Consider the following 19,376-nt stretch of genomic DNA (forward strand, 5'->3'; position numbering starts at 1 on the left):
GATGACGGTATGGGTCGGACTGACCGGCGGAATCGGCAGCGGCAAATCGGCAGCCGCGCAATGTTTTGCCGATTTGGGCGTGCCGCGCATCGATGCGGACGCGGCGGCGCACTCGCTGACGGCTTCAGACGGCATCGCCCTGCCGGAAATCAGGCGGCTGTTCGGCGATACCGTTTTCGACACACAGGGTTTGTTGCGGCGCGACATATTGCGTAAAGAAGTCTTTGCCTCCCCATCGCGAAAAGCCTTGCTCGAATCCGTGATGTTGCCGCTGATTTTCTTAGAAATCAAAAAGCAGCAAGAAACCTTTACCGATGCGGCCTACGGCATTGTCGAAATTCCGCTGCTGACGGAAAAGCGTCAATTTATCAGCCTGATACGGCGTGTCCTGACCATAAGCGCACCTTTGGAAAAACGTATCCGCAGGGTGATGGCCCGCAGCGGGCTGACGCGCGGCGAGGTGGAAACCATCATCAGCCATCAGGCATCCGAATCCGAACGCCTGCTGCTTGCAGACGATGTGCTGCTCAATGACGGCAGCCTCAAAAGCCTGCGTGAGAAAACAATGCGCCTGCACGCGTTTTATTCAGGGATTTTCGCCTTAAAACCAACACAAGGAAAACACAATGGCTGAGTCGCGGCAAACACGTCTTCAAGTCAAATGTCCGACCTGTCAAACGGCAGTAGTATGGAAACCGGAAAACGCATTCCGCCCCTTCTGTTCGCAACGCTGCAAACTGATCGACTTGGGCGGATGGGCAGACGGGAAATATACGGTTTCCGACCAAACGGAAAGTTTGCCGGAAATATCCGAACCCGACGGAGCATACCGCTGACCGCCCCGCCTTCCCGGCAAACACCCTGAAAGTCAAATGCCGTCTGAAACAAATACGCTTCAGACGGCATTTTCATTCTCAAACCTAATCGTTGGTATTTGCCGTTACCTCTTCCAATGAAGTAATGCCCTGCATAACTTTCAAAATACCGGCCCGGCGCAAATCCACCATACCCTCCTTATAGGCAACGTCCAAAATATCCACTTCCGTACCGTTGTTCATAATCACACGCTGCATTTCTTCGCTGATGGGCATAACCTCATACACGCCCGCACGCCCCTTGTAACCCTGACCCCGGCAACGGTCGCAACCGACGGCATGGTAAAGTTTCCAATCTTTTGCAAGATCCTCATCGGTGAAGCCGATTTCCTTCAGAGCAGAAGCAGACGGGCGTTCCACTTCCTGTTTGCAGCTCGAACACAACCTGCGTAAAAGACGCTGCGCCATAATCAGGCTGACCGAACTGGCAATATTAAACGGCGCGACACCCATATTCAGCATACGCGACAACGTCGCCGGCGCATTATTGGTGTGCAGGGTGGAAAACACCATATGCCCTGTTTGTGCCGCCTTAATCGCAATATCGGCAGTTTCCAAATCACGAATCTCACCGACCATAATGATGTCCGGATCCTGACGCAGGAAAGACTTTAAAGCAGCGGCAAAAGTCAGACCCTGCTTCTCATTGACGTTGACCTGATTGATGCCCGGCAGGTTAATCTCGGCAGGGTCTTCCGCCGTTGCAATATTTACCGACTCCGTATTCAAAATATTCAAACAGGTATAGAGCGACACCGTCTTACCCGAACCCGTCGGGCCGGTTACCAGCACCATACCGTAAGGACGATGAATCGCTTCCAACAGCAATTTTTTCTGAAACGGCTCAAAACCGAGCTGGTCGATGTTCAAAGACGCGGCATCGGAGTTCAAAATCCGCATCACAACCTTTTCGCCAAACAGCGTCGGCAAAGTGCTGACGCGGAAATCGATAGGCTTGCCGCCCTTTTGAAAGGTCAGCTGCATCCTGCCGTCCTGCGGTATGCGTTTTTCGGAAATATCCAAACGCGACATCACCTTAATCCGGGAAGCAAGCTGCCCCCTTACCGCAATAGGCGGCTGAACCACCTCGCGAAGCTGCCCGTCCACGCGGAAACGGATACGGGCATTGTGTTCGTAAAACTCAAAATGAATGTCCGATGCCCCGCTGCGCAAGGCATCCGACAAAGTTTTATGGATAAACCTCGGAACAGGGCCGTCCTCCGCCTCCTCATTGTCGATATACAGGGTGTGGCTTTCCTCTTCCTCCTGCTCCTCCCCAAGCTCCTGAAGCAGCGATGTCGATCTCGACCCCACCCAATCGAGCAAACCCGCCAACTGGTCATCCTCGACAATGACCAACTCAACCGCAATCCCTGCGGCAGACACGGTTTTCTGAATTTGCGGCATCTGTGTCGGATCGGAAACCGCAAAAAATACTTTATTGTCCCGACGGAAAACCGGCACACAGTGGAACTCCACCATCTGCTCTTCCGTCAACACCCCCATCAGCACCCTGTGGCGCGGATAATGGCGCAAATCAAGAACCGAATAACTGAACACCCTGGCAATCAGTGCCGCAAGGGATTTAGGCGAAATGACACCGTCTGAAAACAGCATCGGCAACACTTCTTTACCCGCCTGCGACTCCTTATAATAGTGTTCGGCCTGTTCGACAGTAACCACTTGGTTTTGAACCAAAGTTCTCAGCAAACCTACGCTCATACGGCCTTTTCCCCAAATTCATTCATTGTTATGCCAATATAACTTTTGTTATTGAATATTATCGGCGAACAGATTATCAAAAAAACAACCGCCTTGCAAATCCAGCATATTTATATCTCGACACACGGGGGACGGCATACGCCTTCCCTCCCTTATATAGTGGATTAACAAAAACCAGTACGGCGTTGCCTCGCCTTGCCGTACTATTTGCACTGTCTGCGGCTTCGTCGCCTTGTCCTGATTTTTGTTAATCCACTACATATTGCGTCCCGTCAAAGGGCGCATTGCTTTCCTTAACAAGCCCCTCTGACGGCCAAGTGAAAGGGGCTTTTTTATGTCATCATCAAAATTAATATTTTCTTCTGCCATATCATCTACATTAAAAAATACGCCCCAAAAACATCCCCGTTTCCCGGAAAAAAGTTCCCATACAACGCAAAAAAGCCTTTCATATCGCTGAAAGGCTTGTTTTACTTTGGATTGTTACCGCTGATTGTTACGCATTGCATCGGCTTGAAACCCCGTTTTTAGGGCTTGTTCCTCGCCAACAGGAATCGAACCTGTATTTTACGCTTAGGAGGCATACGTTCTATCCGTTGAACTATGGCGAGCCAAAATGAAGATGGGGATTTTAAACCTTTCCGACAACAAAAGACAAGATGCCGGCCGCAATCAGCGGGCCGACAGGAATGCCGCCCATAAATGCAACCCCGATAACCGTCCCGATCAACAGCCCTGTCATTAAAACAGGCTGCTGCCCCATTAAAGGTACGCCGCGCCCGGCAATCCACGCTACAAAAATACCGATGGCGACGGCTGCCGCCATTTTAAGGTTGAGGAATCCGGCGGCAGGCGGTATCTGAATTCTGCCTGAAACCAAAGGGCTCAAAACGGACACGGTCAATATAATGATGCCGATATTCAAACCGTGTTTTTCAACCAGGAGGACAAATTGCGCCAATGCCGTCTGCTGCATCAGCAGCAATATGGTTGCCGAAATCGTAATCGAATTGTTTTGGCTGATTACTCCCAAAAAAATCAGCGCAACTAAAAATAAGGAAACAAAACTGACATTCATCGGGTCAAGACACCCTGACTAAAGATTCCCGCGCCAGCCGAATCATCGCTTCTTTCGCCTCACTGTCGGGCAGGGCATCCAACGCGGCAACAGCACAATCGACTGCTTTGCGCGCCTCGCCTATCGAATATGCCAACGCATCCGAACGAACGACATAATCGTGGATTTTCTCAAAATAGCTGCGATCTGCATTTTCTAAAGCAGTACGCACATCGTTTGCTACCTGTTCAGACCCTTGCCTCATCAAATAAATCAAAGGCAGGGTCGGTTTCCCCTCCGCCAAGTCGTCGCCGACGTTTTTGCCGGTTTCTTCGGTTTCACCAGAATAGTCCAATACATCGTCAATGATTTGGAAAGCCGTGCCGACATACATACCGTAATCTTTCAACGCCTGTTCGTGCTCGGGGGAAGCCTTGCCCAAAATTGCGCCGACTTGAGCGGCAGCTTCAAACAATTTTGCCGTTTTATATTGGATGACTTGGATATATTGTTCTTCGGTAATGTCCGTATTGCCGATATTCATCAGCTGCATGACTTCGCCTTCGGCAATAATATTGGTTGCGTCCGCCATTACTTCCAAAATACGCATACTGCCCGATCCGACCATCAGCTGAAAGGCGCGCGTGTACAAAAAATCGCCCACCAAAACCGCCGCCGCGTTGCCGAACAGGTTGTTTGCCGTCTTCCTCCCTCGGCGCAAATCGCTTTCATCGACCACGTCATCGTGCAGCAGCGTCGAGGTATGGATAAACTCGACCATTGCCGCCAGCGAATACAGTTTGTCATCGTCATAGCCAACCGACCGTCCAGCCAAAATCGTCATAATGGGGCGCAGCCGTTTCCCGCCCGAACCGATAATGTATGTGCCGATTTGGGCAATCAGCGCGACATCGGACTGCACCGCCCGATTGATGACCTTGTTGACTTTGGCAAGGTCTTCGGACAGGTGCTGCTGGAAATAAGGCAGATTCTCGAGCATGGCAGACTCTCAGGTTTACGTTTCCGTCAAACGGCAGATACCGCTTGAAAGCTGATTCAAATAGCGGGCAATTATATCAGCAAAGCTATGAGGACACATCTTTTCAGACGGCATATGATTGTCCGAACCGCGCAAACTTTGACAAAACAGGCAAATAACAATAAAATGCCAAATTTCGCACAATGGTGTGCGGATATTAACCATAACCCTTATGGAGTTGAGTATGTACGCGGTCGTAAAAACCGGCGGCAAACAATATAAAGTTTCCGTCGGCGAAAAATTGAAAGTAGAACAGATACCAGCCGAACTCGACAGCCAAATCGAACTGACCGAAGTTTTGATGATTGCTGACGGCGAATCTGTAAAAGTTGGCGCACCTTTTATCGAAGGTGCAAAAGTAACGGCTAAAGTAGTGGCACACGGTCGTGGCGAAAAAGTCCGCATCTTCAAAATGCGCCGCCGCAAACACTACCAAAAACGCCAAGGCCACCGCCAAAATTTCACCCAAATCGAAATCGTGGCAATCGCCTGATTGTTAACATTTAGGAGTATGACAAATGGCAAGTAAAAAAGCAGGCGGCAGCACCCGCAACGGCCGCGATTCAGAAGCCAAACGCTTGGGCGTTAAAGCCTACGGCAACGAGCTGATTCCCGCAGGTTCCATCATCGTACGCCAACGCGGTACCAAATTCCACGCAGGCGACAACGTAGGTATGGGCAAAGACCACACTTTGTTCGCCAAAGTCGACGGTTATGTCGAATTCAAAACCAAAGGCGCGCTGAACCGCAAAACCGTAAGCATCCGCCCTTACACCGGTTCTGAAGAATAATTCAACCGAACAGGAAGCCGCATCTTTTCGTGATGCGGCTTTTTATATACCCCACACCCGACTTGATACACATTAAGCTGAAAGTAAAAATCCGCATACACCCTCCCCTGCATATTTCTTCAACAGTGGGTTTTGATATAATCGCCTATCTGTTACAGATAGTTCAAACGGCATTCAAACCCTTACAAATGCCGTCTGAAATCATCGGCATCCGCCTATGCAAAGGATATTTTATGAGTTTACACAGCGACATCCTCGTCGTCGGCGCAGGTCCGGCGGGTTTAAGTTTTGCAGCCGAACTTGCCGGCAGCGGTTTGAAAGTTACCCTGATCGAACGCAGCCCACTGACTGTTCTGCAAAATCCTCCATATGACGGACGCGAAATCGCCCTGACCCATTTTTCCCGCGAAATCATGCAGCGTTTGGGTATGTGGGACAAAATTCCCGAAAACGAAATCTACCCTTTGCGCGATGCCAAAGTGCTGAACGGACGTTCCGACTACCAGCTCCACTTTCCCCAACCGACTGAAGCGCGCGGCGAGCCTGCCGACTGTTTGGGCTATCTGATTTCCAACCACAATATCCGCCGCGCTGCCTACGAAGTCGTATCCCAACTCGACAACATTACCATTCTGACCGATACGGTTGTCAAAGAAGTCAAAACATCTGACAACGAAGCACAAGTCATTTTGGAAAACGGCAAAATCCTGACCGCCCGCCTGCTTTTGGCGGCAGACAGCCGTTTTTCGCAAACCCGCCGGCAACTCGGCATTTCTTCAGATATGCACGACTACAGCCGAACCATGTTCGTCTGCCGCATGAAACATACTCTTTCCAACCAACATACCGCTTACGAATGCTTCCATTACGGGCGCACCATCGCGCTGCTGCCGCTGGAAGAACACCTGACCAATACCGTCATTACCGTCGATACCGATAAAATCAACAGCATTCAAAACCTTTCGCCCGAAGAATTGGCGGCAAGCGTAAAAGAACAGCTCAAGGGCAGGCTCGGCGACATGGAATTGGTCAGCAGCATCCACCATTACCCCCTTGTCGGTATGATTGCCAAACGTTTCTACGGCAAACGCAGCGCGCTGATTGGCGATGCCGCCGTCGGTATGCACCCCGTAACGGCACACGGCTTCAACCTCGGGCTTTCCAGCGCAGATATTCTGGCAAAACTGATACTCGAAGCCGAACAACGCGGTCAGGACATCGGCGCGGCTTCCTTGTTGGAAAAATACAGCAACAAACATATGCTGCACGCCCATCCGCTTTATCACGGGACCAATATGATGCTGAAGCTGTTTACCAACGAAACCGCACCGGCAAAACTGTTGCGTGGCCTGGTATTGCGTGCCGGCAACAACTTCCCGCCGCTGAAAAAACTGATTACCAAACAACTGACCGGTTGAAAACTGCTGAAATGCCGTCTGAAACGTTTCAGACGGCATTTTTGTGTTACGAACTATTTTGCGGTTTCCATATCCTTGGCAGACGATTTGCAGCAGATTCGCATACGGCAGATGTTTCAAGCGGAAAGGAAACACGATAAAAATAACAAAGCCTCCGAACAGTCGGAGGCTTTGCTTTCAAACTGAAATTATTTCAGTTTGGTTTCTTTGTACACTACGTGTTTGCGGGCAACCGGATCGAATTTTTTGATTTCCAATTTGCCGGGCATAGTGCGTTTGTTTTTAGTGGTGGTGTAGAAGTGACCGGTACCTGCACCGGATTCCAGTTTGATTTTATCGCGCATTGCAGTAATCCTTAATTAAATAGTGTTTAAATTAAGCTTCGCCGCGAGCACGCAAATCAGCCAATACGACATCAATGCCTACTTTGTCGATGGTACGCAATGCAGCGTTGGAAACGCGCAGGCGAACCCAGCGGTTTTCACTTTCTACCCAAAAACGACGTGATTGCAAGTTGGGCAAAAAACGGCGTTTGGTTTTGTTGTTGGCGTGCGATACGTTGTTGCCGGACATCGGGCGTTTGCCGGTCACTTTGCAAACTCGTGCCATAATCAGTCTCCAAACTTCTAAAATAGTAAAACGCGATTTATACCACGAAAAACAGTGTTAGTTCAAGTGTTTTAAAGAAAAACGGCTGTTTTGCGCGGATAATCCTTCCGATTGTCGCATCTGCGGAACGTTTGCAGGTGCGAAACAGATGGGGCGCGATTATAGCGGATTTCGGGAACTGCTGCATTCAAAATGCCGTCCGAACATATTTCCAGTATTTTCAGACGGCATTTCAAGTTTTCAAATCCCTCAATGTCCACCACCGCCACTGCTGTGGAACGGCGGTTTTGCCAGCCATATGACAGGAATCATGATGATGAACAGCAGGCTGCCTGCCATAAAGATTTCATTCGATCCGATGATGAAGCCCTGTTGCGTGATGGTGTTGTTGATGATGCCTAGGGTTTGACTGTCGGAAATGCCTTGTTGGGACAAATGCGCCGCCGTTTCGTGCAATGTTGCGGAATAGGGCGTGATGTGTTCGGCAAAGCGCGTATGGTGCAACGCTTCGCGCCGTTCCCACAGGGTGCTGACGACGGATACGCCGACACCGCCCATCAGCACGCGCAGGAAATTCGACAGGCTGCCGGCGGCGGCAATCTGCCTGCCCTTCATATGCGACAGGGTGATGGTCGTCAGCGGCAGGAAAAACATGGCGACACCTACCCCTTGCCAAAACTGCGGCCAAATGACGTTGCCGATATCCATATCGGCATAAAAATCCGTACGCCAATAGAAAGTGAAGGCAAAGGTCAGGAAGCTGGCGGTTACGAGCAGGCGCATATCGGCCTTGTTGCCGAACCTGCCGATTAACGGAGATAGGAAAACTGGGAGGATGCCGACGGGCGCGGCGGCAAGCCCTGCCCACGTGGAGGTATAGCCCAGGTTGGTCTGCAACACTAAGGGCAGCAGGGTCAGCGTCCCCATATACACCATAAAACCCAATGATGTGGCAATGACGCCGACGGTAAAATTCCTATCTTTAAACAGCGATAAATCGACAATCGGGTATTTCTCACCCAATTCCCAAACAATAAAATACGACAAGCACACCAGCGCGACTACGCCCAAGGTAATGATTTCTCCAGAGGCGAACCAGTCCAGCTCCTTACCCCTGTCCAGCATCATCTGTAACGCACCGACACCGACTACCATCAATGTAAGCCCGACATAGTCGGTCGGCATTTTAACGGTTTCCGTTTCCCGATGTTTCAAATGTTTCCAAGTTACCCGGGCCGATATGATTCCGATGGGGATATTGATGAAGAAAATCCAACCCCAATGCCAGTTTCCGGAAATCCAGCCGCCGAGTATCGGCCCGAGGACGGGGGCGACAACGACGGTCATTGCCCACAATGCCAGTGCCAGCGTCCGTTTTGCGGGCGGATAGGATGCCATTAACAGGCTTTGCGACAAGGGAATCAGCGACCCGGCGATAAAGCCCTGCAAGATGCGGAAAATTACCAAAGCCTGAAGGTTGGGTGCAATACCGCACAGCCACGATGTGATGACGAAACCGACGGCGGCGGCGGTAAACAGTTTGACCTCGCCGATGCGTTTTGCCAAAAAGCCCGTCAGCGGCACGGAAACGGCGTTTGCCACAGAAAAAGAAGTGATGACCCACGTCCCCTGAGTGGTTGCCGCACCGAGGTTGCCGGCGATGACGGGGACGGCGACGTTGGCAATAGTCGTATCCAAAATTTCCATAAATACGGCAAGCCCCAAAGACAGCGTAACCCACGCCAATGCCGCACCCTTAAGCGGTGGATAATCCATTGTGTCCTCCGTTTCAGACGGCATCAGGGCGCGGATTGCCCGAGGATTTCATCGACCGTCCGATCGACTTCCGACCAGTCGGTACTTTCCATTTCCGGCAATGCCGCACCCGGCGTTTTTGAAACAGGCGCGCCTGCGGCGGAAGTATCCACTTTAACCGTCATCGACAAACCGATGCGCAAGGGATGCCTGTCCACATCTTCGCGGTTCAGCACGATACGGACGGGGACGCGCTGCACCACTTTAATCCAGTTGCCCGTTGCGTTTTGCGCCGGAATCAGCGAAAACGCGCTGCCCGTACCTGCCGAAAACCCTGCCACCCTGCCGCGATAAACAATTTGTTTGCCGTACAAATCCGACACCAGCTCGGCAGGCTGTCCGATTTTCATATGCCGCAACTGCGTCTCTTTAAAATTGGCATCCACCCACACATCCGACAGCGGCACCACCGCCATCAGCGGCGCGCCTGCCGCCACCTGCTGCCCGACCTGCACCGAACGCTTCGCCACCTGACCGTCCGCCGGCGCGCGGATTTGCGTCCGCTGAAGGTTCAGCCACGCATCTTTCAACCTGCCGATTGCCGTCTGAACCTCCGGCTGTTCGCGCAAAGCGACCTGACCGCCCAAAGCCGCGCGTGCCGAAGACTCTTCCGCCAAAGCCGCCTTAACTGCCGCCTGCGCCTGAGACACTGCCGCACGGGCGTGTGCCAGCTCCTCGGCGGACACCGCGCCCGATTCCGCCAAAGCAGACCGGCGGCGCAAATCATCCTGCGCGCGCGCCAAATCCGCCCGGCGCAAGGCAACCTGCGCCGCCGCCTGCGAAGTGGCGGCATTTTGCCGGCGGTTTTGCCGCACCGCCTGAACCAGCTCGTTTTTTGCCCGCTCATACGCCAACACGTCATTATCGTCGTCCAACACCGCCAGCACGTCGCCCTTTTTCACGGCATCCGTATCGTCGTGCAAAACCTTCCGCACCGTGCCGCCCTTTTGCGGCGTAACCTGAACCACGCGCCCGGCAACATAAGCGTCTTCCGTTTCTTCTTCGTGCTGCCACCATAAAAAAAACGCCGACCCGGCGGCTGCGGCGGCAAGCGCGAACAGCAGCGTCAATGCCGTCAGGCGGCGTTTGCGTTTGGCTTTTACGCCGTCGGCTTCTTGCCCGTTTTGAATTTTCACTTCGTCTCCGTGTGTTGCCATTATTCATATTCCGAATATTTTTAATACGATATAAATAAAGCCGATTAAAGGCAGCTCGGATTCTATACCCTGGCAATAACCCAATCAAGTTAATGATTTAGAATGAATATTCAAATAAACCACCACACCCGCGTTCCGCAAAATTAATTTATGTTCAAAAATAATCGGATAAGCGCGCCACCCCTGCCGGACAGGGAAGCTACACAGATACCGCCGCTTATATTACAATCGCCGCCCCGTGGTTCGAAAACCTCCCACACTAAAAAACTAAGGAAACCCTATGTCCCGCAATACCGAAGAGCTGCAAGGCATCTCGCTTTTGGGTAATCAGAAAACCCGATACCCGTCCGAATACGCGCCTGAAATTCTCGAAGCATTCGGCAACAAACATCCCGATAACGACTATTTCGTCAAATTCGTCTGCCCCGAATTTACCAGCCTCTGCCCCATGACCGGGCAGCCCGACTTCGCCACCATCTACATCCGCTACATTCCGCACATCAAAATGGTGGAAAGCAAATCCCTGAAACTCTACCTCTTCAGCTTCCGCAACCACGGCGATTTTCATGAAGACTGCGTCAACATCATCATGAAAGACCTCATTGCCCTGATGGATCCGAAATACATCGAAGTATTCGGCGAGTTCACACCGCGCGGCGGCATCGCCATTCATCCGTTTGCCAATTACGGCAAAGCAGGCACCGAGTTCGAAACATTGGCGCGTAAACGCTTGTTCGAGCACGACGCGCAATAAACTTCCCTATTCCCACTTTCAGACGGCATTCCTTCGATACGATATGCCGTCTGAACGCCTTTCCGAAAGATTTTTATGTACGCATTTACCGACGCACAGCAACAGAAGGCACTCTTCCGGCTGGTGCTTTTTCATATCCTCATCATCGCCGCCAGCAACTATCTGGTGCAGTTCCCTTTCCAAATTTTCGGCATCCACACCACTTGGGGCGCGTTTTCCTTTCCCTTCATCTTCCTTGCCACCGACCTGACCGTCCGCATTTTCGGTTCGCACTTGGCACGGCGGATTATCTTTTGGGTGATGTTCCCCGCCCTTTTGCTTTCCTACGTCTTTTCCGTTTTGTTCCACAACGGCAGTTGGACAGGCTTGGACGCACTGTCCGAATTCAACACCTTTGTCGGACGCATCGCACTGGCAAGTTTTGCCGCCTACGCGCTCGGACAAATCCTCGATATTTTCGTGTTCGACAAATTACGCCGTCTGAAAGCGTGGTGGGTTGCCCCGAGCGCATCAACCGTCATCGGCAACGCCTTGGATACCTTGGTATTTTTCGCCGTTGCCTTTTACGCAAGCAGCGATGAATTTATGGCGGCAAACTGGCAGGGCATCGCATTTGTCGATTACCTGTTCAAACTCACCATCTGCACCCTCTTCTTCCTGCCTGCATACGGCGTGATTCTGAATCTGCTGACGAAAAAACTGACGACCCTGCAAACCAAACAGGCGCAAGACCGCCCCGCGCCCTCGCTGCAAAATCCGTAAACAGCCCTGCCGGGAATCGGGACGATTGGGTTTTCTTTTATTTGCAAACACTGCCGGAACGGATAAATCCGGATTCCCGCCCACTTCGTCATTCCCGCGAAAGCGGGAATCCGGTACGTTGGGTTTCAGTCATTTCCGATAAACTCCTGCCGCGTTGTATTTCTAGATTCCCGCTTTCGCGGGAATGACGGCGGATGGGTTTCCGTGCCGTGGTGTCCGGATTCCCGCCGGTACGAGAATGACGGCAGTGCTTCCTTGGCTTAGTTTTATTTTAATCGACTGTATGGTGGATTAACAAAAATCAGGACAAGGCGACGAAGCCGCAGACAGTACAAATAGTACGGAACCGATTCACTTGGTGCTTCAGCACCCTAGAGAATCGTTCTCTTTGAGCTAAGGCGAGGCAACGCTGTACTGGTTTTTGTTAATCCACTATAAATGCCGTCTGAAAACCTGTTTGCAGATTTTCAGACGGCATTGTTTTCGTCGCCGGTTCAAACTTCAATCCGATTGCGACACGGTAACCGGTATGCCGCGCAAGCGCGCAAGCAGCGCGTCCGCCTTCTGTTTCTGCGCGGCAAACGCCGCCTTGTCCGCCTGCGTCAATTCGGGTGTCGGCAATGCGACCGAAACAGGGTTGACGGGCTGCCCGTTGATGCGCGCCTCGTAATGCAGGTGCGGCCCGGTCGAACGCCCTGTCGAACCGACAAAACCGATGACCTCGCCGCCGCGCACATTGCCTTGTGCCTGCGAAAACGCGCTCAAGTGCGCGTACAGCGTTTCCACACCGTTGGCGTGGCGTATCATCACCGCGTTGCCGTATCCGCCCTTCCGGCCTTTAAAGGTAATCACGCCGTCGGCGGAAGCCCTGACCGGCGTTCCCTGCGGTGCGGCATAATCGATGCCCGTGTGCAGCCGCCAAGTGTGCAGGATGGGGTGCATACGGTAGCCGAACGGCGAAGAAATGCGCGTATAGACCAGCGGCTCGATGTTGAAGCCGCCTTTTTCCTGCAACACCCTGCCGTCTTCATCGTAATAATTGCCGCCCCCTCCGCCTTCCTTGTCCGAACGGTAATAGAACGCCTGATGCCTTGTACCGCCCTTGACGACTTCCGCCGCCAGAATATCGCCCGCCGCCACCTGCTGCCCGTGGAAATACAGGCTGTCGTAAAGCAGGCGCACGGCATCGCCTTCCTTCAAACCGTCAAGGCTGAAGCGGCCGGCGAAAATCCCGCTTAAGGATTCGCGGATTTCGACGGGCACTTCCGCCCGCGCCAACGCGCCGCGCGCCGACGTTTTGACCACGACCGAACGCAGCGTCGGCAAAACCTTCATATCCGCCTCAGAAGCCGACCGCCACCATATGCCGCCTTTCTTTTCCAAAGCGACCAGATTGCGCTCGCCGTCTTCGTCGGTAAAAAACTGCACTTCGCGCGCGATGCCGTCGCCGCCGACCAAAACATGAACCGACTGGTCGGCACGCAAATGCCGCAAATCGGCTTCACCGCCATATTTTTCCGTGATTCGGGCAATCTCGTCCCGCGCCATACCCGAACGCGCCAGCACGTCCGCCAGCGAGTCGCCCGGCTGCACCGCCTCCTGCACCCAATATGCCGTCTGAACGCCGCTGCCGCCCCAAGACAGCGGCGGCAGATTTTGTTCCACGCGCTGCGGTCTGACGCGTTCCGTCCTCTCTGTCAAAGCAATGTATGCCGCCGACACCAAAATAATCGAAACGGCAAGCGCGCGCAGCGCGTATTTCCGATGTTTTGCCGAAAGTGGGAAGACAGCCATATTGTTCCTTTTTGACGGCGTTTGCGCCGAATCCTCTATAATGTTGCGCCTGACCTGCATTTCTGAAACGTCAAACGATGAAACTCACCCTCGCCATTCCCTCGCTCAATTTGGATGAAGACGAAACCCGAATACCTCTATGCCTGCACGCCTTCAACAAAATCCTGCAATACGGCTCGCCGTATCGCCAAAGCTGCACGGCTTCGGCATTTTACGCGCGTTATTTGTGGTGCGGCAGACTGGCGGAACGCGCGGCGCAAAGCCTGAATATGCCGTCTGAAGCCGTCGCGCTCGCCACGCCCGTCTGGCAAAAGATGGGGATGCATCAGGCAAATGTGCTGACGGCGGAATATCTGAACGTCGGTACGGATGAAGCGGAACGGCTCTGCCGCGACCTGTCGGCGTTTTACGCCGATACTCCCTGGCATTTCACGCCCGTCCTGCCCGAATTATGGCTGATTTCCCTTCCCCGCGCGTACCGCTGGGGCGCGAAGCCCGTTTTGGACTTGGGCGGATTGTTGGGCGCGGACGATCAGCCGGACGGAGAAGATGCGTTGGAATGGCTGCGCGTCCAAACCGAAATCCAAATGTGGCTGGCGGCGCACCCCGTCAACCATAACCGCAAGAAACGCGGGCTGCCCGAGTTGAACGGCTTATGGCTTTGGGACAGTCTGCACGGAAGCAGTCAAGGCGGCACGCTTTTCGCCGATACGGTTTGGAGCCGTTTCCACCCCGACCGCCGCGCATTGCCCGACAACTTCCGCGCCTATGAAGAAACGGCGGCACACCTGCCCGACACGCACCATATCCTGTTTATGGACGATTTGCGCCTGACCGCCCTGACAGGGGACAGGGAGCGGTATGCGGCAATATTACAGCAGTGGGAAGAACGCTGGTTCGCACCAATCTACGAAGCCGTCCGCACCGGCAAAATCAAGCGGCTGGACATCGCCACGGACGGACAACACGGCGGTACGCTGACCTTCAAACCCGCCGACAGGTGGAAATTTTGGCGCGGCGCGAAAACCTTTGACGGAATCTGGTGAACCCGCCCGCCGCAACCGCGACAATGCCGTCTGAAGCCGGAATCGGGTTTCAGACGGCATTTTACCTCGCATCGCCGTTATGCCGGAAAAACCGGAATGCGTTTCCGCACACGCGGCGGCACGCAAAGCACCGCCCGAAAGCCGCCGATGCCCGCCGTGATACCGCCGCCGGCAGGGTTTCCTCCGAAAAGGAACAGCAATCAGAACGTTTTGTTAAACTCGACAAACACCCGATTTTTCTCATATTCGTTGAACACGTCGTTACTCCACGTTTCGCGGTGCGACAGCGTCAGGCGCGGCGTGATGCCTTTGAAATGCAATGCCCGGTGCCAAAGGCTCAAGGATGTGTCCAATTCTTTATCCCTGCGCCTTTCCCCTTTAAAACCGCTGAAAAAGCCGGGTTTTTCATAATGCCGTTTCGCCGCGCCGAGGCGCAACAGCGAAGACAGGCCGCTGCCGCCCCATTCCTGCCCCCAGGCAAAGCGCAGGCCGTAACGGTTGAAATTGTCGCCTCGGTCGGCGGGGTTGCGCTCGCGGTAAAAATCCAAACCGCCCATCCAATATTGGCGCGCATTCCGGTAAAACACCAGCGAATTGGAAATTTGCAAATGGGTATTGTCGGAACGCGCCCGGCGCGTATTCTTCAAACGCCCCCACTCCGCCGAAGACAACGTTTGCCATTTCGGGGTTTGCCAACGGTTGAAATAAAGGCGTGCGCCGTTGGTGTAAGAATAAGCGTCGTTGCCGTAGGTGCGGCGTTCGTGGAACACTGCCAGCCCGGCATCTTTGCGCCGATCGGCAAAACCGATGCCGCCGGAAACACCTGCCGTCATATCGTTGAATTTCTTATTCCCCGGATAAACCCTGCCGGACACGTCGACGCCCGCCGTCGTGTACCAGCCTTTTTTCAGCGACCATTTTTTCTCCGCGCCGAGCCGGTAATTGACCGCCGTGCCGTCCACCTGTTTCGGGAAAGTCCATTTGCCGTACTGCTGCCGTTTCGGGGCTTGGTTGATATTGTGTTCGCGGGTAACGCTGAAGCCGCCGTTTACCTTCCACGCATCGCGTTCGCGCAATGCCTTGCGGTACAGCTCGACCTGCTCCATCAGCTGCGGCGGCAGGTTTTCCGCTTTCAGGCGGTCGAACTGGTCTGCCGCCGCCTCGTTCTGCCTGTCTTCAAACAATGCCGCCGCCAAACGCATACGGACGGCGGGCGCGTCGGGTTGGGCGGCAATCAATTCCCGGTAATGGGAAACCGCCTCCTTCACCCTGCCGTCTGCCTGCGCCAAAATCCCTTGTGCATAAAGTGCCAGCATCTTATCCTGCTGCGCCTGTTGTAGGTAAATCGGCAAAATAACGCGGATACCGGCAATATTGTTTGAGACCACTGCGGAATACATCGCGCGGGACAGCAATTCGGGATTTTTCAGCAGCGTTTCTCCGTCAATCTGCAAAACTTTTCCTTTCTCCCGCACCTGCCCCGGTACCTTCTCCCTGTCGATCGGTTTGGCCTCCGCTTCATGAAGCCTGAACTCGGGACGGCTTCTCAAATCCGGTTCGCGCGGTGTTTCTTCGGCATATGCCGCGCTTGCCAATAAAGGCAGCAACAGCATCCATCTGTTTCGTGCAGGCATAAATGTCTTCCCACAAAAATAAAAAATAACCATTATCAATCGGCGGATTGTATCAGTTTTTTATGCCGCTGTTCCAAACCCTGCCGCCCGATGCCGCGACAATGCCGTCTGAAGCCGGAATCGGGTTTCAGACGGCAGCAAAAAACCGGCGGTTTTCCGCCGGTTTCATCATTATGCCCCGCCCTTCGGGGCGGCAGGGTTCGGATCGGTTTGCGGGGCCGTGCCGGTGTGCCGCCTGTGCGTCAAAACATTTCCCGACGCATCAAAACAGCCATTTGAGCGACAATGCGGCTTCTTTGTCGCCGTCCGTCCTTTTGCCGTATCCAATGCGTGCGGACATATGGCCTTTCCAACCGGCTTCAATGCCGAACCGCCCTTCGAGTGCCGTCCTGCCTGCCAGCGTCTGTTTTTCGCCGTCCATTTCCACGCCGAAAGATTTTGACCTGTGCAAAACATTAAAAGCGGCAAAAGGCTGAAGATTGACACCGTTACGCAAAGCAAAACGGGTTTTTGCCCGAATGCCGGCGCGGCTTTGCCACTGACCGCTGCCGAGCAGTCCGACCGCCGTCCCCTCGCTGTCGGTAAAGCCGCCGTTTACGCCCAAGTAGGTAAACTGAGCCTGCGGTTGCAGGTAAAACCGCACATTATTGCCTTTTCCGACAACGCCTTCCGCCACAAGCGCGTTGTAGCCGCCTTCGACAGAAGCCGTCCAACCTTTGGTTTTGTAGCGTTCCGCACGGTTTTCATCATTGATGCGATGTTTGAAACGTTGGTATTGCAACCAGCCGTCCAAATACGCACCCGTTTGTTTATCGCGCAACTGATGCCACGCAGCATAAACACCCCCGCCATAACCATACAAATAACTGCCTGCCGCACCGCCTTTGCCGTTGACTGATGCGTGCTGGCCGGTCCTGCCACCCATCACGCCGATTGCCAGCCGGCTGCCTTCATTTTGCCGTACAAACACCTCGCCGCCGATTTGCACGCCTTTGCTCCGCCCGTCCGCAGCCGCGCCGCCCCGTATATTTTGATGCGACCGGCCGCCGATGAAGCGCAGCCACAATTTTTGACGGGACGGATCGGCGGCATACACGTCGTCGCCCCTGTCGGCGGCACGCAGCCCAAACAAAGTATTTGCCGCATAAGCCTGTTGGGCATATAAAACCGCTTCCGCCTCGGGGATAGCCAAACGCTGCACGCCCAAGCAAAATCCGCCTTCGCATTGCTTGAGCAATAATTCGTACAGTCCCTGCCGGTAATTTTGTTTAAACGCAAACGAATTAGGGTCTGCCTTTTCCGCCGCAATCAGTTTGCGCCCGTCGAGCGTTTTCAGATTTTCCGGCCGGCGTTCCAAAACCACGCCGGATTGTCCGCTGACTTTTTCTTCAAAGGTCAGGGCGGGTTTGTCCGACTCCCGCACATCGTAGCCGAACAGGAAATCCGCGCCACCCTGATACGCTTTATGGACAGTCAGTTTTTCATCTTTCGTGTTCAGGCGAATGCGGGCATTATCGGAAGTTTCCAGCGTATGGATGTCGGAATGGCGGCGCGGTTCCCAAAGGGAATCTTTCAGCGTCATCTTGGTCAGTTCCAACACCTGTCCCGCGACGTGGGATTTGTTTTCGATTTTGACGTGCAGTGTTTTATTGAAGATGTTGTCGAGATTAGTCTGTGGTGTATAAGGAGTAAGTACGGCGTCTTCTATCAATTGATTAATTATATTGGGTCTTTTCTGTTTAAGTATATCAAATGTTCCTCCAAGCTGTTTTCTATACACTTTCTCAACTATTTTTTTATTTTTTTCCCAATCTTCGGGTTTCGTGTCGTACAAAGCCTTTAATTGCTTCTTAACCGCCTGCTTTAAATCAGTTCCGTAATTCTCTGTAATATATTTCTTAACAACGGGCATATTATCGACGGCGAGAATGCCGCTATTGTAGTTTTTACCCGTGATATTGATTTCGTCATACCCGTATTCGGATGAATTTTGATCGGTTTTGCCGCTGGAAAAATAATGGGAAACACCGTTTGCCGGCTTGTCTGAAAATGAAAAATCGGTATCGTTGCCGATTTCGGTAGAACGAGTATTTGAACCGGGCTGATAACTGAAAGCACCGAAGCAATCAAAAAATATGCTGCACGGGCCGCGCCAAACGTGGGAATTTCTGTCTTCCGCCGCTTCTAAAATAAATTTGTTTTTAATCTCGGCTTCTTTGACGGGATCGTACGCATCCGAACCCCAAGCATATGGCGTGCAAAACAGCGATAAAACAGATAATGTTAATAGATTAACCCGACCGCTTGCTTGCTTGCTTGCTTGCTTGCTTGCTTGCTTGCTTGCTTGCTTTCAGTGTCATGAGAAATTTTCCTTTGTCAAGTGTTGAAATTATAATGATTATATACTACATCACACTACATCGCAATGAAAAATCGGGAAAAACAAAAAAACCTCCGCCGTCATTCCCGCGAAAATGGGAATCTAGAATTTTAATGCGGCAAGAATTTATCGGAAAAAACTGAAGTTTAAAGACCTAGATTCCCGCCTGCGCGGGAATGACGGTTTAGAAATCACCCGAAACGAGAAAAAGAACCGAAACCGGACAAGTCGGATTCCCGCCTGCACCGGAAGGACGGAATTTCAGATTGTTGTTTTTGATTTTCTGTTTTGTGGGAATAACGGAATTTTGGATGATGTGCATTTATCGGGAAAACTAAAAACCCCTCCGCCGTCATTCCCGCGAAAGTGGGAATCTAGAATTTTAATGCGGCAAGAATTTATCGGAAAAACTGAAGTTTAAAGACCTAGATTCCCGCCTGCGCGGGAATGACGATTTAGAAATCACCCGAAACGAGAAAAAGAACCGAAACCGAACAAGTCGGATTCCCGCCTGCGCGGGAAT

The 19,376-nt window shown here is 52.7% G+C and carries 17 protein-coding genes, 1 tRNA gene, 1 pseudogene and 1 riboswitch; of the genes and pseudogenes, 8 read left to right on the forward strand and 11 right to left on the reverse strand.

What is annotated here, in order from left to right:
* Position 1: 1 nt before the first annotated feature.
* On the forward strand, positions 2 to 634 hold the full coding sequence (coaE, locus tag FGL10_RS07150) for a dephospho-CoA kinase (RefSeq protein WP_003710976.1): 633 nt from the start codon (positions 2 to 4) through the stop codon (positions 632 to 634).
* Positions 627 to 836 carry a DNA gyrase inhibitor YacG gene (locus FGL10_RS07155; RefSeq protein WP_003710977.1) on the forward strand — a complete coding sequence of 70 codons (210 nt, stop codon included), beginning with the start codon at positions 627 to 629 and terminating at the stop codon, positions 834 to 836. The genes coaE and FGL10_RS07155 overlap by 8 nt, the downstream gene beginning before the upstream one ends.
* Before the next feature lie 84 nt (positions 837 to 920).
* Here the strand turns inward: FGL10_RS07155 and pilB are convergent, their stop codons facing one another.
* From pilB to FGL10_RS07180, 4 genes are all read right to left on the reverse strand, one after another.
* Entirely contained in the window at positions 921 to 2,597 is a 1,677-nt protein-coding gene (gene pilB / locus FGL10_RS07160; RefSeq protein WP_003710978.1) for a type IV-A pilus assembly ATPase PilB, read from the reverse strand.
* Between the two features lie 539 nt (positions 2,598 to 3,136).
* A tRNA-Arg gene (locus tag FGL10_RS07170) sits at positions 3,137 to 3,208 on the reverse strand.
* Between the two features lie 20 nt (positions 3,209 to 3,228).
* Entirely contained in the window at positions 3,229 to 3,675 is a 447-nt protein-coding gene (locus FGL10_RS07175) for a DUF441 domain-containing protein (RefSeq protein WP_003710982.1), read from the reverse strand.
* 4 nt (positions 3,676 to 3,679) lie between these two features.
* Complete coding sequence (locus FGL10_RS07180; protein ID WP_003710984.1) at positions 3,680 to 4,654, reverse strand: polyprenyl synthetase family protein; 975 nt, start codon at positions 4,652 to 4,654, stop codon at positions 3,680 to 3,682.
* Positions 4,655 to 4,877: 223 nt separating this feature from the next.
* On the opposite strand from FGL10_RS07180, the gene rplU reads away from it, so the two are divergent.
* The 3 genes from rplU (at position 4,878) to ubiM (ending at position 6,902) form a co-directional block, all read left to right on the forward strand.
* Positions 4,878 to 5,186 (forward strand): 50S ribosomal protein L21, encoded by a 309-nt coding sequence (gene rplU / locus FGL10_RS07190; protein WP_002216394.1) that lies wholly within the window; start codon positions 4,878 to 4,880, stop codon positions 5,184 to 5,186.
* Between the two features lie 25 nt (positions 5,187 to 5,211).
* Entirely contained in the window at positions 5,212 to 5,484 is a 273-nt protein-coding gene (gene rpmA / locus FGL10_RS07195; RefSeq protein WP_002212328.1) for a 50S ribosomal protein L27, read from the forward strand.
* A gap of 233 nt (positions 5,485 to 5,717) precedes the next feature.
* Entirely contained in the window at positions 5,718 to 6,902 is a 1,185-nt protein-coding gene (gene ubiM / locus FGL10_RS07200; RefSeq protein WP_003714013.1) for a 5-demethoxyubiquinol-8 5-hydroxylase UbiM, read from the forward strand.
* A gap of 188 nt (positions 6,903 to 7,090) precedes the next feature.
* Here the strand turns inward: ubiM and rpmG are convergent, their stop codons facing one another.
* The 4 genes from rpmG to farA all read right to left on the reverse strand — a co-directional run bounded on the left by rpmG (position 7,091) and on the right by farA (position 10,483).
* Positions 7,091 to 7,246, reverse strand: coding sequence for a 50S ribosomal protein L33 (gene rpmG, locus FGL10_RS07205; protein WP_003689824.1), 156 nt, complete (start codon positions 7,244 to 7,246; stop codon positions 7,091 to 7,093).
* A gap of 31 nt (positions 7,247 to 7,277) precedes the next feature.
* A complete protein-coding gene (rpmB, locus tag FGL10_RS07210) occupies positions 7,278 to 7,511 on the reverse strand; it encodes a 50S ribosomal protein L28 (RefSeq protein ID WP_002216391.1) in 234 nt (77 codons plus the stop codon).
* Between the two features lie 249 nt (positions 7,512 to 7,760).
* Positions 7,761 to 9,287, reverse strand: coding sequence for a fatty acid resistance MFS efflux transporter permease subunit FarB (gene farB / locus FGL10_RS07220; protein ID WP_036470342.1), 1,527 nt, complete (start codon positions 9,285 to 9,287; stop codon positions 7,761 to 7,763).
* 23 nt (positions 9,288 to 9,310) lie between these two features.
* Positions 9,311 to 10,483, reverse strand: coding sequence for a fatty acid resistance MFS efflux transporter adaptor subunit FarA (gene farA / locus FGL10_RS07225; RefSeq protein ID WP_003710990.1), 1,173 nt, complete (start codon positions 10,481 to 10,483; stop codon positions 9,311 to 9,313).
* A gap of 232 nt (positions 10,484 to 10,715) precedes the next feature.
* Positions 10,716 to 10,760, forward strand: a riboswitch (PreQ1 riboswitch).
* Positions 10,761 to 10,763: 3 nt separating this feature from the next.
* Here farA and queF point away from each other — a divergent pair.
* Positions 10,764 to 11,237: a preQ(1) synthase gene (gene queF / locus FGL10_RS07230; RefSeq protein ID WP_003710991.1), complete on the forward strand. Its 474-nt coding sequence runs from the start codon at positions 10,764 to 10,766 to the stop codon at positions 11,235 to 11,237.
* A gap of 75 nt (positions 11,238 to 11,312) precedes the next feature.
* Positions 11,313 to 11,999, forward strand: coding sequence for a 7-cyano-7-deazaguanine/7-aminomethyl-7-deazaguanine transporter (locus FGL10_RS07235; RefSeq protein WP_003710992.1), 687 nt, complete (start codon positions 11,313 to 11,315; stop codon positions 11,997 to 11,999).
* A gap of 501 nt (positions 12,000 to 12,500) precedes the next feature.
* Here the strand turns inward: FGL10_RS07235 and FGL10_RS07240 are convergent.
* Positions 12,501 to 13,793, reverse strand: coding sequence for a DD-carboxypeptidase/endopeptidase Mpg (locus FGL10_RS07240; RefSeq protein WP_036470632.1), 1,293 nt, complete (start codon positions 13,791 to 13,793; stop codon positions 12,501 to 12,503).
* 77 nt (positions 13,794 to 13,870) lie between these two features.
* Here FGL10_RS07240 and FGL10_RS07245 point away from each other — a divergent pair, with 77 nt between their 5' ends.
* Positions 13,871 to 14,839, forward strand: a complete 969-nt coding sequence (locus FGL10_RS07245; RefSeq protein WP_003711351.1) for a hypothetical protein — start codon at positions 13,871 to 13,873, stop codon at positions 14,837 to 14,839.
* A 200-nt stretch (positions 14,840 to 15,039) separates the two neighbouring features.
* Here the strand turns inward: FGL10_RS07245 and FGL10_RS07250 are convergent, their stop codons facing one another.
* Both FGL10_RS07250 and FGL10_RS07260 read right to left on the reverse strand, forming a co-directional pair.
* Positions 15,040 to 16,506, reverse strand: coding sequence for a surface lipoprotein assembly modifier (locus tag FGL10_RS07250; protein ID WP_003711359.1), 1,467 nt, complete (start codon positions 16,504 to 16,506; stop codon positions 15,040 to 15,042).
* Positions 16,507 to 16,735: 229 nt separating this feature from the next.
* Positions 16,736 to 18,823 (reverse strand): annotated as a pseudogene (locus FGL10_RS07260) (autotransporter outer membrane beta-barrel domain-containing protein); the annotation flags it as partial.
* Positions 18,824 to 19,376 lie beyond the last annotated feature (553 nt).

It is taken from the genome of Neisseria lactamica (genome assembly GCF_901482445.1).
In the GTDB taxonomy this organism is placed as follows: Bacteria; Pseudomonadota; Gammaproteobacteria; order Burkholderiales; family Neisseriaceae; genus Neisseria; species Neisseria lactamica.